The sequence below is a fragment of the Candidatus Halocynthiibacter alkanivorans genome, assembly GCF_003333265.1.
Classification (GTDB): Bacteria; Pseudomonadota; Alphaproteobacteria; order Rhodobacterales; family Rhodobacteraceae; genus Halocyntiibacter_A; species Halocyntiibacter_A alkanivorans.
On sequence record NZ_QOLB01000062.1, the window covers coordinates 32792 to 46847 of the forward strand.

Consider the following 14056-nt stretch of genomic DNA (forward strand, 5'->3'; position numbering starts at 1 on the left):
AACTATGACCGACACTTCGCTACCGACTGAGACCGGCGACGATCAGGCGCGTCCCGCACTTCCTTCTGGCTGGGCCGGTGTGGTCTCAGACTACTCGTCAGACCAGCGCACGTTTAAAAACGTCAACTGGGGCAAGGCGATGATGTGGGTCTTCCTGCTGAGCGACACATTCATCTTTGGCACGTTCCTGTTGGCTTATATGAATGCGCGCATGTCCACCAAGGTGGCCTGGCCCAATTCCAGCGAAGTCTTTGCCTTGCATATAGGCGGCGTGGAGCTGCCGCTGCTGCTGATCGCGATCATGACGTTCGTTCTGATCAGCTCCAGCGGCACCATGGTGCTGGCGGTGAATTATGGCTATCGGCGGGATCGTAAAATGACCGCCCTGTTCATGCTGATCACCGCAGTGCTGGGGGCAAGCTTTGTTGGCATGCAGGTGTTTGAGTGGAGCAAGCTGATTGAGGAGGGCGTGCGGCCCTGGGGCAATCCGATGGGGGCGCCGCAGTTTGGCGCGATCTTTTTCATGATCACCGGATTTCACGGCACCCATGTAACCATCGGGGTGATTTTCCTGCTGATCTACACGCGCAAAACCTGGCGCGGCGATTTTGACACCGAGAGGCGCGGCTATTTCACCAGCCAGAAAAGCAAATATGAGAGCATCGAAATCATGGGGCTTTACTGGCACTTTGTGGATCTGGTCTGGGTCTTCATCTTTGCATTTTTCTATCTTTGGTAGGGGGCGGCTATGACGGAACTATCACAAGGCGCACTGGCGGCAGAGCCCGGGCAGACGACGGACGATCATCAGCAACATCCGCTGAAAGTGTATTTTATCGTATGGGGCTGGCTGTTTGTGCTCAGCGCCTGTTCCTATTTCGTTGATTATGTCGGCTTTCAGGGCTTGCTCAGATGGACGCTGATCCTGCTGTTTATGATGGCAAAAGCCTCGCTGATTGTGGCGTTTTTCATGCATCTGAAATGGGAACGTCAGTCGCTGTCCTGGGCGATGTTGCTGCCGCCGGTGGCGGTGCTGGCGTTTGTCGGCATCATCATTTTTGAGGCCAGTTATACGCTGATGACCCGGGAGGTCTATTTTGACATCAGCAATGTTCCCGGGTTCTGATCCGGCGTTTGATCCGGTGTGAAGCGAAAATAAGGGGACCGCAAACACGACGCGGTCCCCTTTTTTATTGCGTAATTATGAGCGCTGCCGGCCGGTCAGATCAGGCGTCGCGGCGCTGTTTAGGTGCTTCGACCATTTTGCGGTAAACATGCCAGGTGGCGTGGCCAAGTACCGGCAGCACTACGATCAGACCGGCCAGGCCCGGTAATGCGCCGAGGAACAGGCCGCCTGCCACAATCATGCCCCAGAGCAGCATCGGCACCGGATTGATCCAGGCCGCTTTTATGGACGTGCGCACCGCGGTCGTCGCGCCGGCATCGCGGTCCAGCAGCAGTGGAAAGGCTATCGCTGTGGTACAAAGCACAAACAGGGCAAACGCAAAGCCAACCGCGCCACCCAGGATGATCAGGGTCCAGCCCCGTGCAGTGCCGAGCACATCATAGAAAAACGGCATCAGTTCGGCGGGCGGGTTTGGCCCGTAAAGCGAGGTATAGATAGCCTGGGCTGCATAGAGCCAGAGGATGAAGACGCCAAGCAGCATAATGCCAATCGCAACGATTGCCGGAATGGCGGGTGATTTTCGCACGTTAAACGCATGGCGCCAGGAGGTGTCACGTTTTTGCTCGAGCCGGCGGCTGATTTCATACAGGCCGATGGCCGCAAAGGGGCCGATCAGCGCGAAACCGGTGACAAGCGGGAATAACATTTGCAGCGAATTGTTGCCTGCGGCCCATTTGACCATAGCAAAACCAATGATGGGGTAGATGATCACCACGAATGCGTAATGCGAGGGCCTGGCCATGAAATCCTGCCCTCCCTCCCGGAGCGCATCCCAAATGTCCTGCACACCAATCCGTCGGATGACGGGCTGGTCGGCCGTCGCATTGCCTGCCGCAAATACGTGAAATTCTGCCATACCAATTTCTCCCAGTTTATGTTGGGTTCAGTGGTCAGGCATTGCTTTTCTGTGGGCATGTCTGGCCACGCGAAACCCTCTCAGGATAGCGTGAAATAAGGGCTTTGTCGCCCACTTCTTCCCTGGAAGTTATTATGTATATTTTATGCAGGTTTAGCGGTGAAACCCCGCCGTGGGATAGCTGAAAAGAGACCGCGATCAGCACCCGGATGTTTAGCCCGGGCGATCAGGCCTGCCAGTCCTTTGTGCTGGCCCTGGCCGCCATGATCCGGGTGCGGGTCACCAGGCAAGACCAGGTGGAGGACCCGTCGGCTTTAAGCGTGCCACCATCGCGGTGTGGTTGTGGCAGGCAGATACATTACATCGGTATCTTTGATAATCGGATCGAAGTTGGTAACCGGCACAGAGACACTTGACCATGTCGCTGTTGCACAGCACCACTTGGCTGTCGGGGATTGGGGTGGTGTAGCCGTTGCGCTTGCCATCAAAGTCCGAGTGGAGCGGAGCAAGGCCCAGTTGGGGTTCAGTCATATCGGAAGAGCAGGGCCAGGCACAGTTTGAGACCGATTCCAGTTGGTCCCGATCGATCACGGGTAAAAGCGGTTCATCCGGGTGAAAGAGGGCGCCTCACCGGCGGCCACAGCACTCAGCCGGCGGTTCTGACGGTGGCGGAACCGGACCGAAATGTCGCGCTGGTTCAGCTGAAGGCAGTCAAAAATGCCGCCGCGCACATAACCTGAGCCTTTGTAAGAACAGAGACCGCGCCCCGCCAGAAGAATGGCCCGTTCGCCCTCTTGCAGCCAGCTGCGCAGGTTGCGGTCATCGGCATCGCCCGTCAGTCCGTGGCCAACGGAGGGCGCGCAGACCAGCGCGGCATACAGATCGATACAGCTGTCGCCCGGCGCGCCCTGTTCCTAGACATTGAACACAGGTGTCGGGGCTGCCATTTTTTCCTGTGCAGTGGGTAACCCGATGTTTTGACATGGGATTGGCACTGTGTTGCGCTCTTATCTGGTGTTCCGGATGCTGCGGTGGGCAGTTTTTGTCACAGGGCGTTTGAGCATCCTGCGCCGCTGCTCTACACAGGGTTATGACAACAAAACCCCTCCGTGAAACTGATCTGTATGCGCCGGTCAAATCTCTGCTTCAGACGCAGGGATATGAGGTGAAAGGCGAGGTGGGTGCGGTCGATATCATGGCGGTGCGCGGCGATGAAGACCCGGTGATTGTCGAATTGAAAACTGGGTTCTCGCTGTCCTTGTTCCACCAGGCGATTGAGCGGCAGAGCATCACCGACGCGGTTTATATCGCCGTGCCCCGCAGTAAGGGGCGCGCTTTTGGCGCGGCGTTGAAACGCAATATTGCGCTGTGTCGCCGTCTTGGGCTTGGGCTGATCACCGTGCGCCTGAAGGACGGGTTCAGCGAAATCCACCTTGATCCGGCCCCCTACAAACCGCGCCAGGTCGTGAAGCGCAAGACCCGGCTGTTGCGGGAATTTGCCCGTCTGACCGGCGATCCCAATCCGGGTGGATCAAGCCGTCGCCAGGGGCTGGTCACCGCCTATCGCCAGGATGCACTGCGCTGTCTGCAGGTGCTGAGCGGGGAGGATAGTCTGAAGGCCAGCGTTGTTGCCGGACAGGCACAGGTGCCCCGGGCGCGCGAGATTATGGCGGCCAACCATTACGGCTGGTTTGAGCGCATTGAACGGGGCATTTATGCGCTGAGCCCGAAAGGGCGCCAGGCGCTTGCGGAATACAGCCAGGCTTTGCAGGCCCTCTCCGAAATTATCCCGGTTGAACCCGCGCCATCTGAGTTGTCTCAGCCTTCGACATTGGTGAAGTGAGACAGCATTTCCGCGGCGTTTTTCGCTTTGAATTTTTTCAGCAACCGCGCCCGGATGTCTTCTACTGTGCGGCTGGACAGGGCCAGGTCATGGGCGATCTCTTTGCTGGTCAACCCCTGGCTGAGCCGCATCACCACATCGCGTTCACGAGGCGTAAGCGCCGGGCGGTCTGACAGGTCTCCCAGATGCGCATAACTGAGAACGACCCGCGAAATAGGGTCCTCCGGTGTCAGTGTTTTGGCGCGGAAGTTGCACCAGATTGCAGTGCCGTCTTTGCGCTGCAGGATACGCTGATCCGAATAGTTGCCCTGGTGGCTCAGTGCCGCAACCCCGACATTTCCGATGGCTTCAAATTCTTGCGTGCTGGCGTATATTTTGCGAAAACTTTGCCCCAACAACTCGCTGCTGTCATAACCGCTCATAGTGCAGAACGTGTTGTTACAGGCTTTGATCACCCTGTTTTCAGCCAGCACAATCCCCACCGGCGCGGCCTCGAAAGCCAATAGATTCAATTCATTGTCCAGGTTCATACGGTCTCTCCACTGCAGGAACCGTGTATATACGGTATTGATACCGTAGATGAAAGGGGGGTAGCCTCTGATAACACATCAACACCGGCCGGGAACACAATGCAAAACAACTCAGATTTCAGTGACGCTCTCATGACACGGATCAGCGCGAAACGGGATGATCTGATCGCGCTGACCCAGGATCTTGTGCGCATCCCGACGCTGAACCCACCAGGTGAAAACTATCGCGAGATCTGTGAATATCTGAAAGACCGGCTGGAAGCGCGTGGGTTTGCGGTGGAACTGGTGCGGGCGTATGAGGCGCCCGGTGATTGCGAAAAATATCCGCGCTGGAACATGATAGCGCGGCTGGAAGGGCCCCGCAGTGGCGAGTGCGTGCATTTCAATTCCCACACTGATGTGGTGGAGGTCGGCCATGGCTGGACCACCGATCCGTTTGGTGCTGAACTGAAAGACGGCAAAATCTATGGACGTGGCACCTGTGATATGAAGGGCGGCCTTGCTGCTTCAATCATCGCGGTGGAAGCGTTTTTGGAAATTTGCCCCAATTTTGCCGGCGCGGTGGAGATATCCGGTACTGCGGATGAGGAGACCGGCGGTTTTGGCGGCGTCGCGTATCTGGCGCAAAAAGGTTATTTCGCGCCGGAGCGGGTGCAGCATGTGATTATTCCCGAGCCGTTGCAGAAGGACCGCATCTGTCTGGGGCATCGCGGCGTCTACTGGGCCGAGATTGAAACCCATGGCGAGATTGCCCATGGTTCGATGCCGTTTCTGGGCAATTGCGCCGTGCGCCATATGGGGGCGGTCCTGACGGAAATGGAAGACACGCTTTACCCCGCTTTGGCACAAAAACACACGGCAATGCCTGTTGTGCCGGAGCGCGCCCGCCAGTCCACGATGAACATCAATTCATTCCATGGCGGCCAGGCTGAGCCTGAAGCCGGCTTTACCGGGTTGCCGTCGCCCTGCGTGCCGGACAGTTGCCGGATGGTGGTGGACCGCCGCTTTCTGATCGAAGAAAATTATGAGGATGTGAAGCAGGAGATCAAGGACGTGCTGGAGGTGGTGAAATCCCGGCGCGACGGCTTCAGCTATGACATCCGTGACATGATGCGGGTGCTGCCGAGCATGACCGACAAGGATGCGCCGGTGGTGGGCAGTGTCGCACGCGCGATCAGTGAAGTGCTGGGGAAGGAGCCGGAATATGTTGTATCTCCGGGCACTTATGACCAGAAACACATTGACCGTATCGGCAAGTTGAAAAATTGTATTGCCTATGGGCCAGGCTTGCTGGAGCTTGCCCATAAGCCTGACGAATATATCGGTGTCGACGATATGATTGATGCGGCACAGGTGATGGCGAAATGCCTGATGGAACTGTTAAAACCTGAATAACGCCCCGGGCAAACCGGGCAAATTAGCGAAACAATACGGAGGACAGAATTATGATGAAAGCAATTTCCCGCAGCATGTTCGCTGCCTCAATGATGCTGACGGCCGGCGCGGCTTTCGCTGCAAATACGGATGTCACAGTCGGGCTGCAGCTTGAGCCACCACATCTGGATCCGACCAGCGCTGCGGCGGGTGCGATTGACCAGGTGCTGTATTCCAACGTCTTTGAAGGGCTGACCCGGTTTGGACCTGATGGGTCGGTCAATCCGGGCCTCGCGGAAAGCTGGACCATCTCGGACGACGGGCTGAGCTATACGTTCAAGCTGCGCGCGGGGGTTAAATTCCACGATGGCAGTGATTTTGAGGCGACCGATGTGGTGTTTTCGCTGGATCGCGCCCGGGCTGAAGATTCAGTGAATGCACAAAAGGCGCTGTTTGCCGGCATTGCCAGCGTTGAAGCGCTGGATGCGGGCACCGTGAAGGTCACCCTGTCGGACGCAAATGGCAGTTTCCTGTTCAATATGGCCTGGGGCGATGCAGTGATGGTGGCGCCCGAAAGCATTGACGATATCAAATCCAATCCCGTCGGCACCGGCGCATTCCGCTTTGACAGCTGGTCGCGCGGCGACAAAATCGAACTGGCGCGCAATGAGGACTACTGGGGCACGCCTGCCAGGATTGAAGCGGCGACGTTCAAATTCATCTCGGACCCGACGGCGGCTTTTGCGGCGATGATGGCGGAAGATGTGGATGTGTTTTACAGCTATCCGGCGCCGGAAAACCTGATGGCATTTGAGGCTGATGCGCGGTTCACCATCCTGTCAGGCTCGACAGAAGGCGAAACCATTCTGGCGATGAACAACAAACAGGCGCCGTTTGACAACGCAAAGGTGCGTGCCGCGGTCAGCTATGCGATTGACCGCAATGCAATCATTGACGGCGCGATGTTTGGTTTTGGCACCCCGATCGGCACCCATTTTGCGCCGCACAATCCCGATTATGTCGATCTGACCGGCAATTCTGCTTATGACCCCGAAAAGGCGCGTGCGCTGCTGGCTGAGGCCGGGCTGGCCGATGGGTTCAAGACCACGCTGAAACTGCCACCGCCCAGCTATGCGCGACGCGGTGGTGAAATTATCGCCGCGCAACTGCGTGCTGTGGGCATTGAAACCGAAATCAGCAATCTGGAATGGGCGCAATGGCTGGAGCAGGTGTTCCGGGGCTATGACTACGGTCTGACCATTGTGTCGCACACCGAGCCGATGGACATCGGCATCTATGCGCGGCCGGAGTATTATTTCCAGTATGACAACGCCGATTTCCAGACGCTGATCGCGGATCTGGCGGTGGAAGCGGACCCGGGCAAACGATCAGGGATGCTGAAACAGGCGCAGACGGTGATTTCTGAGGATTACGTCAACGCCTATCTGTTCCAGCTCGCGATGGTGAGCGTGGTGAAGACGGATCTCAAAGGGATTTGGGAAAATGCACCGACCCAGGCGATTGACCTGACTTCTGTCTACTGGGCGGACTGACCTCACTTAGCCGGCGGCCCTGGTCGCCGGCTTCCCCTGTGCTATGACCGGATCTTCAACCGACATGTTAATCTATGCGCTAAAACGGCTGCGTTCGCTGGTGCTGAGCCTGTTGGTGGCCAGTGTGGTCATCTTTGCGGTGATCGAAGTGGTGCCCGGTGATCCGGCCGCCTTTATGCTGGGCATCAATGCGCAAGAAGATACCATTGCGGCACTGCGTGAAGAGTTGGGGCTTAACCTGTCGGTTTACCAGCGTTATTTCAACTGGGTCGGTGGGCTGCTCAGTGGCGATTTCGGCATATCCTATACCTATCGCAGCCCGGTGGCGGAAATCGTGACAGAACGGCTTTGGGTGTCGCTGCCTCTGGCCGCCTATGCGCTGAGCCTGACGGTACTGCTGGCCTTTCCCGCCGGGATCCTCGCCGCCAGCCGGCGCGGCTCGGTCACGGATCTCTCAGTAATGGGCTTCACCCAGCTCGGCGTTGCGATCCCCAATTTCTGGTTCGCGATGCTGATGGTGCTGGCTTTTGCGATCAATCTGCGCTGGTTTTCCGCCGGGGGGTTTCCGGGCTGGGACGAAGGGTTCTGGATCTCGATGAAGTCCCTGACACTGCCGGCCATTGCGCTGGCGCTGCCTCAGGCGTCCATTCTGGCGCGGGTGATGCGCTCCTCGCTGCTGGACACGCTGGGCGAAGACTATGTCCGCACATGCCGCGCCAAAGGGCTGAGCAAGGCCCAGGCGTTATGGCGCCACGCGCTGCGCAACGCGCTGATCCCGGTGCTGACCATCATCGGGCTGCAGTTTTCCTTCCTTCTCGCCGGAGCGATCATTATCGAGAACGTATTTTTCCTGCCCGGCCTTGGGCGGCTGGTGTTTCAAAGCATTTCCCAGCGCGATCTGATCGTGGTGGAAAGCGTGGTGATGCTGCTGGTCTTTGCGGTGATCCTGGTGAATTTTGCTGTCGATATCGCTTATGCGCTGGTTGATCCACGCCTGCGCAGGGGCCGGTGATGGCTGAAAAATCTATATTACGCCTGGCGCTGTCCTCAAGAAACCTGATCATCGGCCTGGCGTTGTCACTGGTGTTTGTGATTGCCGGTCTGCTGTCCTTCCTGTGGACGCCCTATGATGTGACGATGCTGGATATCCCGTCCAGATTTCAGACGCCGTCCGCAGCACATTGGCTGGGCACTGACCATTTTGGCCGCGATATCCTGTCGATGATCATGGTCGGCGCGCGCACTTCCATCGCAGTGGCGCTGGTGGCCGTGGGTATCGGCATGGGCCTTGGAGTGCCGCTCGGACTGGCGGCTGCGGCGCGCAAGGACAGCTTGCTGGACGATCTTATTATGCGTGGCAATGACCTGGTGTTTGCTTTTCCTTCGCTGTTGATCGCGATCCTGATCACCGCCGTGTTCGGCCCTTCAGCGTTAAACGCGATCATCGCCATCGGCGTGTTTAACATCCCGGTGTTTGCCCGCCTGGTGCGCGGCGCGGCGCTGTCGCTGTGGACGCTGGATTATGTGTTGTCGGCGCGCGTGGCCGGCAAAGGGGCGGCGCGTATTTCCTTTGAGCATATCCTACCCAATGTCGCCAACTTGTTGATTGTGCAGGGCACCATCCAGTTTTCGCTGGGCATTCTGGCCGAAGCTTCGCTGAGTTATGTCGGCCTTGGCGCTCAGCCGCCGATCCCCAGCTGGGGGCGGATGCTGGCCGACAGCCAGACCATGATCAGCCTGGCGCCGCATATGGCGTTGTTTCCGGGGCTGGCGATTGTGCTGACAGTGCTGGGGCTGAACCTGGCCGGCGACGGGTTGCGTGACCTGTTTGACCCCAAACTTCGTAAGGCGCGCACATGAGCTTGCTTGATATTCAAAAGCTGTCGCTGTCGATCCACGGCACCCCGATCCTTGACAATGTGTCGCTGTCGCTGCGCCCTGGCGAAATCCTCGGTGTGATCGGGGAAAGTGGGTCGGGCAAGTCGATGACCGCTTTTGCCACCATGCAGCTGCTGCCCGACGGCGCCAATGCCAGCGGCAAGATCCTGCTGCAGGGGCAGGATCTGCTGACCACGTCTGAGCCGGAATTGTGTGCCATCCGGGGCAAAGACATCGGCATGGTGTTTCAGGAGCCGATGACGGCGCTGAATCCACTGCAGAGCATTGGCAAACAAGTGGCGGAAACTCTGCGCATTCACGACCGTTCGCTGAGCCGGGGCGAAGCGATGAGACGCGCTGCAAACACGCTGGAGCGCTGCGGGTTGCCTGGCGATCAGTTCCCGTTGTCGCGTTATCCGTTTGAACTGTCCGGTGGCCAGCGCCAGCGGGTGGTGATCGCCATGGCGATCGCGTTGCAGCCAAAGCTGTTGATCGCGGACGAGCCGACAACGGCGCTGGATGTGACTACCCAGGCGCAGATCCTGGTGCTCTTGAAGCGACTGGTGTCTGAGGATGGCATGGCGTTGATGATGATCACCCATGATCTGGCGGTGGTCAGTGGCATGGCGGATAGGATCTGTATCATGCGCGCGGGCAAGGTGATTGAAGAGGGCGCCGCGGGTACACTTATCACTGAAAGCAAACACCCCTATACCCGCGCGCTGTTTGAGGCCTCCTCCCATCAGCCCGACCGGATACAGGGGGCACATAATGTGCCGCTGTTGCAGGTCAGAAATGTGGTGCGCGACTATGCGCTGCCACGCAAAGGGCTGTTTGCCAAACCGGGCCGCCACCGGGCTGTCAACGATGTCAGTTTTGAACTGCATCATGGCGAAAGCCTGGGCCTGGTCGGGGAAAGCGGTTGCGGGAAATCCACCCTGACGCGGGCGATCCTTGGGCTGGAAGAGGTGCAGGGCGGTGAGATCCTGCTGGACGGAGAGCCGGTGTTCGCTGCCAACCAGCCCAATCACAAGGTGCGGCGCAAGATGCAGGTGGTGTTCCAGGATCCCTATGGCTCGTTCAATCCGCGCCACAAGGTCGCGCGTCTGATTGCGGAGCCGTTTCACCTGCTGGAGACCCAGCCCCGCGGCGCTGAGCGGGAGGCGCTGATCGATGAGGCGCTTGAAAGTGTTGGATTAACACCAGTCGATAAGCACAAGTATATACACGAATTTTCTGGCGGACAGCGTCAGCGTATTGCCATAGCGCGCGCCTTGATTATCAAACCAAAGCTGATCATTCTGGACGAAGCCGTATCGGCGCTGGATGTGTCCATTCGGGCGCAGATCCTGGATCTTCTGGCGGATCTTTCGGCGCGCTTCGGACTGACCTACCTGTTTATTTCGCACGACCTCTCGGTGGTGCGCGCGATCACTGACCGGGTGCTGGTGATGCAGGACGGTGAAATCGTAGAGCAGGGCGAAACCGGCGCGGTGTTTGATGCACCTGCCCATGCGTTCACCCGCACCCTGATTGCAGCCGCCCCGCGTCTGCCCGACATCCCTGCACATATAGGAGACACCCATGGCGCTTGAAGATCTGTGGTTTAACCCAGCGCTTTGTTTTATCAATGGGGCCTGGGTCACGCCGGAAGCCGGCCAGACACTTGGCCTGTCCAACCCGTCAGACGGGTCAGACATCGGCGAAATTGCCCGCGGTACCGCGGCAGATATTGACCGGGCTGTACTGGCTGCCGAAGCGGCGCTGGCTGGTGAGTGGGGCCGGATGAGTGCGCCGGAACGCGGCCGCGTCTTGTCCCGCACCGGCCAGCTGGTGCTGGAGCACGCCGACCGACTGGCCCGCATTGAAGCGATGGATGTGGGTAAACCGTTAAAACAGGCGATGGCCGATGTAATGGCGCTGGCGCGCTATATGGAGTTTTATGGCGGCGCTGCGGATAAGTTACACGGCAGCACCATCCCTTATCTGGACGGTTATACGGTCTACACTCTGCGCCAACCGCACGGGGTGACCGGGCATATCATCCCGTGGAATTATCCGATGCAGATCATCGGGCGTTCTGTTGGGGCGGCGCTGGCCACCGGCAATGCGGCAGTGTTAAAACCGGCGGAACAGGCCTGCCTGACGGCGCTGGCCTTTGCCGATCTGGCGCGCCAGGCCGGGCTGCCTGCGGGGGCGCTGAACGTGGTGCCGGGCCTTGGCAACGAGGCCGGTGCGGCGTTGACCAGCCATCCAGGCGTGAACCATATATCATTTACGGGCTCGGTTGGCGTCGGGCGGTTGATCCAGGCGGGGGCGGCGCAAAACGTGGTGCCGGTGACTCTTGAACTGGGTGGCAAGTCGCCGCAACTGGTGTTTGATGACGCTGATATTGACGCGGCGCTGCCGTTTCTGGTCAATGCGGGCATTCAGAACGCCGGGCAGACCTGTTCGGCGGCCTCGCGTATTCTGGTGCAGCGCGGCGTTTATGATCAGGTGCTGGCGAAGATGGCGGCGCGTTATTCTGCGCTGCGGGTCGGGCCGGCGCTGCAGGATCTGGATGTGGGTCCGCTGATATCTGCCCGGCAGAAGCAGGTCGTCGATGGGTTCCTGACCCGTGGCGCCGATCTTGAAGTCGCCGCCCGGGGGCAGTTCGTGGCGGAAGCGCCGATTGGTGGGCATTATGTGGCGCCGACCCTGTTTGCCGGGGTCAGCCCGGATCACAGCCTGGCGCAGGAGGAAATATTCGGCCCGGTTCAGGTGGTGATCCCGTTTGAAGACGAGGCGGAAGCGCTGGCGATCGCCAATGGCACCGCTTACGGCCTGGTGGCATCGGTCTGGAGTGCGGACGGGGCGCGGCAGATGCGCCTGGCGCGTCAACTGCGGGCCGGGCAGGTGTTTTTGAACAACTACGGTGCGGGCGGCGGCGTCGAGCTGCCCTTTGGCGGCTCCGGCCTGTCGGGTCATGGCCGCGAAAAAGGATTTGAGGCGCTGTACGGGTTTTCAAGCCTGAAGACTGTCGCCGCTTTTCATGGATGATTTGAAGGATAAGAACATGCGATTAGAGGGAAAAACAGCCATCGTGACCGGCGGTGCTTCGGGCTTTGGCGCCGGCATTGTGCGCAAATTTGTCGCTGAGGGCGCGCGGGTGATGATTGCCGATATCAATGGCGAGGCGGCCGGTAAAATGGCGGCTGAGATCGGTGGCGGCACGCAGTCCTGTCAGGTGGATATGGCAAAATCTGATCAGGTGAAGGCGTTGCGCGATGCCACGCTTGAAGCCTTTGGTCAGATCGATATCCTGGTCAACAACGCCGGCATTACCCATCTGCCAATGCCGATGGAAGACGTTAGCGAAGAAGAGTTTGACCGGGTGTTCGCCGTCAACGCCAAATCGGTGTTCCTCACGGCGAAACATATCATCCCGCATATGAAAACGCGCGGCACGGGGGCGGTGCTGAATGTGGCGTCAACTGCCGGAGTCAGCCCGCGGCCAAAACTGAACTGGTATAATGCCTCCAAAGGCTGGGTGATCACTGCCACCCGCGCTATGGCGGTGGAGCTGGCGCCACTGGGGGTCCGGGTCAACGCGCTGAACCCTGTGGCCGGTGAAACGCCGCTGCTGAAATCCTTTATGGGTGAAGACACGCCGGAAATGCGGGCAAAGTTCCTGGCCACCATCCCGATGGGCCGGTTTTCCACGCCGGAAGACCTGGGCAATGCCGCCTGTTTCCTGTGTTCCGATGAGGCCAGTATGGTTACAGGGGTCTGTATGGAAGTCGACGGCGGCCGCTGTATCTGAGGAGTGAACATGAGACCAGGAACGAAAAATCTGATCACCGATGTTGCCGGGCTGCGGGTTGGCAACGCCAGGGACGCCGCGTTGAAATCCGGCACCACGGTGCTGACCGCGGATCGACCCTTTGTGGCGTCGGTGGATGTGATGGGCGGCGCGCCGGGCACGCGGGAAACCGACTTGCTGGCGCCGGACAAATCCGTCGCTATGGTGGATGCGCTGGTGCTGTCGGGCGGTTCTGCGTTTGGTCTTGATGCGGCGTCCGGTGTGACAGATGCGCTGCGTGACGTAGGGCGTGGTTTTCCTGTCGGAGGTATCCAGGTGCCTTTGGTACCGGCGGCGATCCTGTTTGATCTGGTCAACGGCGGTGACAAGTCCTGGACGCAAAATCCCTATAACGCGCTGGGGCGCGCGGCGTTTGACGCGGCCTCGGATGAGTTTGAACTTGGCACGGCCGGGGCCGGGACGGGCGCGACGTCTGCGACGTTAAAAGGCGGGCTTGGTTCGGCCTCGCTGGTGCTGCCAAGCGGCATCACTGTTGGCGCTCTGGTCGCGGTCAATCCGTTTGGCGCGGTGACCACGCCAGGGGAGCGTCATTTCTGGGCGGCGCAGTTTGAACTGCAGGGCGAATTTGGTGGCCTGGGACCTGATGTCACGCCTGACATTGCCAGTCGCAGGCTGCCGGTGAAATCCGACATGTTTAATGCGCGCGGCAATACCACCATCGCGATCATCGCCACCGACGCAAAGCTGAGCAAAGCCCAGTGCAAACGCATCGCTGCGGCGGCGCAGGACGGCATCGGGCGGGCGATTGTACCGGCGCATACACCGATGGACGGTGATCTGGTCTTTGCCCTGGCCACCGGCGTCCATGAGCTGAGCGACTGCAGTATGGATGTGATGGAGATCGGACACGCCGCAGCGCTGTGTCTCAGCCGCGCCATCGCGCGTGGGGTGTATGCAGCAGAGCCGGCACCGGGCGATCTGTTTCCAACCTGGCAGGGGCGCAACGGTTGATCACGACGTATGGGCACGAAGGT

At 59.1% G+C, this 14056-nt stretch carries 14 protein-coding genes; 11 read left to right on the forward strand and 3 right to left on the reverse strand.

Translation table 11 applies throughout. From position 1 onward, the window contains the following. Positions 1–4 precede the first annotated feature (4 nt). Positions 5–739 (forward strand): heme-copper oxidase subunit III family protein, encoded by a 735-nt coding sequence (locus DWA01_RS05860; protein WP_114284912.1) that lies wholly within the window; start codon positions 5–7, stop codon positions 737–739. A 9-nt stretch (positions 740–748) separates the two neighbouring features. Then, positions 749–1126: a cytochrome C oxidase subunit IV family protein gene (locus tag DWA01_RS05865; protein WP_114284913.1), complete on the forward strand. Its 378-nt coding sequence runs from the start codon at positions 749–751 to the stop codon at positions 1124–1126. 100 nt (positions 1127–1226) lie between these two features. On the opposite strand, the gene DWA01_RS05870 is transcribed toward DWA01_RS05865, so the two are convergent. Together DWA01_RS05870 and DWA01_RS23070 are read right to left on the reverse strand one after the other, a co-directional pair. Further along, the gene (locus tag DWA01_RS05870) at positions 1227–2042 is read right to left on the reverse strand and encodes a DUF2189 domain-containing protein (protein ID WP_114284914.1); all 816 of its coding nucleotides are present in this window, start codon (positions 2040–2042) and stop codon (positions 1227–1229) included. Between the two features lie 587 nt (positions 2043–2629). Further along, positions 2630–2773, reverse strand: a complete 144-nt coding sequence (locus tag DWA01_RS23070; RefSeq protein WP_160115967.1) for a hypothetical protein — start codon at positions 2771–2773, stop codon at positions 2630–2632. A 359-nt stretch (positions 2774–3132) separates the two neighbouring features. Between DWA01_RS23070 and DWA01_RS05880 the strand changes: the two genes are divergently transcribed. After that, a complete protein-coding gene (locus DWA01_RS05880) occupies positions 3133–3885 on the forward strand; it encodes a DUF2161 domain-containing phosphodiesterase (RefSeq protein WP_114284916.1) in 753 nt (250 codons plus the stop codon). On the opposite strand, the gene DWA01_RS05885 is transcribed toward DWA01_RS05880, so the two are convergent. After that, positions 3861–4415: a LuxR C-terminal-related transcriptional regulator gene (locus tag DWA01_RS05885; RefSeq protein ID WP_114284917.1), complete on the reverse strand. Its 555-nt coding sequence runs from the start codon at positions 4413–4415 to the stop codon at positions 3861–3863. The genes DWA01_RS05880 and DWA01_RS05885 overlap by 25 nt on opposite strands. Positions 4416–4547: 132 nt before the next feature. On the opposite strand from DWA01_RS05885, the gene DWA01_RS05890 reads away from it, so the two are divergent. The 8 genes from DWA01_RS05890 (at position 4548) to DWA01_RS05925 (ending at position 14033) form a co-directional block, all read left to right on the forward strand. Beyond that, complete coding sequence (locus DWA01_RS05890) at positions 4548–5810, forward strand: acetylornithine deacetylase/succinyl-diaminopimelate desuccinylase family protein (RefSeq protein ID WP_336469998.1); 1263 nt, start codon at positions 4548–4550, stop codon at positions 5808–5810. A gap of 50 nt (positions 5811–5860) precedes the next feature. Further along, positions 5861–7342 (forward strand): ABC transporter substrate-binding protein, encoded by a 1482-nt coding sequence (locus DWA01_RS05895; RefSeq protein ID WP_200832510.1) that lies wholly within the window; start codon positions 5861–5863, stop codon positions 7340–7342. 64 nt (positions 7343–7406) lie between these two features. Next, entirely contained in the window at positions 7407–8354 is a 948-nt protein-coding gene (locus tag DWA01_RS05900) for an ABC transporter permease (protein WP_114284947.1), read from the forward strand. Continuing rightward, positions 8354–9202, forward strand: coding sequence for an ABC transporter permease (locus DWA01_RS05905; protein WP_114284919.1), 849 nt, complete (start codon positions 8354–8356; stop codon positions 9200–9202). Before DWA01_RS05900 ends, DWA01_RS05905 begins: the two co-directional genes overlap by 1 nt. Next, positions 9199–10815 (forward strand): ABC transporter ATP-binding protein, encoded by a 1617-nt coding sequence (locus tag DWA01_RS05910; RefSeq protein ID WP_114284920.1) that lies wholly within the window; start codon positions 9199–9201, stop codon positions 10813–10815. Before DWA01_RS05905 ends, DWA01_RS05910 begins: the two co-directional genes overlap by 4 nt. Further along, complete coding sequence (locus DWA01_RS05915) at positions 10805–12259, forward strand: aldehyde dehydrogenase family protein (protein ID WP_114284921.1); 1455 nt, start codon at positions 10805–10807, stop codon at positions 12257–12259. Before DWA01_RS05910 ends, DWA01_RS05915 begins: the two co-directional genes overlap by 11 nt. A gap of 16 nt (positions 12260–12275) precedes the next feature. Continuing rightward, on the forward strand, positions 12276–13022 hold the full coding sequence (locus DWA01_RS05920; RefSeq protein ID WP_114284948.1) for an SDR family oxidoreductase: 747 nt from the start codon (positions 12276–12278) through the stop codon (positions 13020–13022). A 9-nt stretch (positions 13023–13031) separates the two neighbouring features. Further along, positions 13032–14033 (forward strand): P1 family peptidase, encoded by a 1002-nt coding sequence (locus DWA01_RS05925; protein ID WP_114284922.1) that lies wholly within the window; start codon positions 13032–13034, stop codon positions 14031–14033. Positions 14034–14056: the final 23 nt, after the last annotated feature.

Bases quoted from the DNA above. Each gene is read 5' to 3' on its own strand.
- DWA01_RS05860 (WP_114284912.1), top strand. From the start codon at position 5: ATGACCGACACTTCGCTACCGACTGAGACCGGCGACGATCAGGCGCGT.
- DWA01_RS05865 (WP_114284913.1), top strand. From the start codon at position 749: ATGACGGAACTATCACAAGGCGCACTGGCGGCAGAGCCCGGGCAGACG.
- DWA01_RS05870 (WP_114284914.1), bottom strand. From the start codon at position 2,042: ATGGCAGAATTTCACGTATTTGCGGCAGGCAATGCGACGGCCGACCAG.
- DWA01_RS05880 (WP_114284916.1), top strand. From the start codon at position 3,133: ATGACAACAAAACCCCTCCGTGAAACTGATCTGTATGCGCCGGTCAAA.
- DWA01_RS05885 (WP_114284917.1), bottom strand. From the start codon at position 4,415: ATGAACCTGGACAATGAATTGAATCTATTGGCTTTCGAGGCCGCGCCG.
- DWA01_RS05890 (WP_336469998.1), top strand. From the start codon at position 4,548: ATGACACGGATCAGCGCGAAACGGGATGATCTGATCGCGCTGACCCAG.
- DWA01_RS05895 (WP_200832510.1), top strand. From the start codon at position 5,861: ATGATGAAAGCAATTTCCCGCAGCATGTTCGCTGCCTCAATGATGCTG.
- DWA01_RS05900 (WP_114284947.1), top strand. From the start codon at position 7,407: ATGTTAATCTATGCGCTAAAACGGCTGCGTTCGCTGGTGCTGAGCCTG.
- DWA01_RS05905 (WP_114284919.1), top strand. From the start codon at position 8,354: ATGGCTGAAAAATCTATATTACGCCTGGCGCTGTCCTCAAGAAACCTG.
- DWA01_RS05910 (WP_114284920.1), top strand. From the start codon at position 9,199: ATGAGCTTGCTTGATATTCAAAAGCTGTCGCTGTCGATCCACGGCACC.
- DWA01_RS05915 (WP_114284921.1), top strand. From the start codon at position 10,805: ATGGCGCTTGAAGATCTGTGGTTTAACCCAGCGCTTTGTTTTATCAAT.
- DWA01_RS05920 (WP_114284948.1), top strand. From the start codon at position 12,276: ATGCGATTAGAGGGAAAAACAGCCATCGTGACCGGCGGTGCTTCGGGC.
- DWA01_RS05925 (WP_114284922.1), top strand. From the start codon at position 13,032: ATGAGACCAGGAACGAAAAATCTGATCACCGATGTTGCCGGGCTGCGG.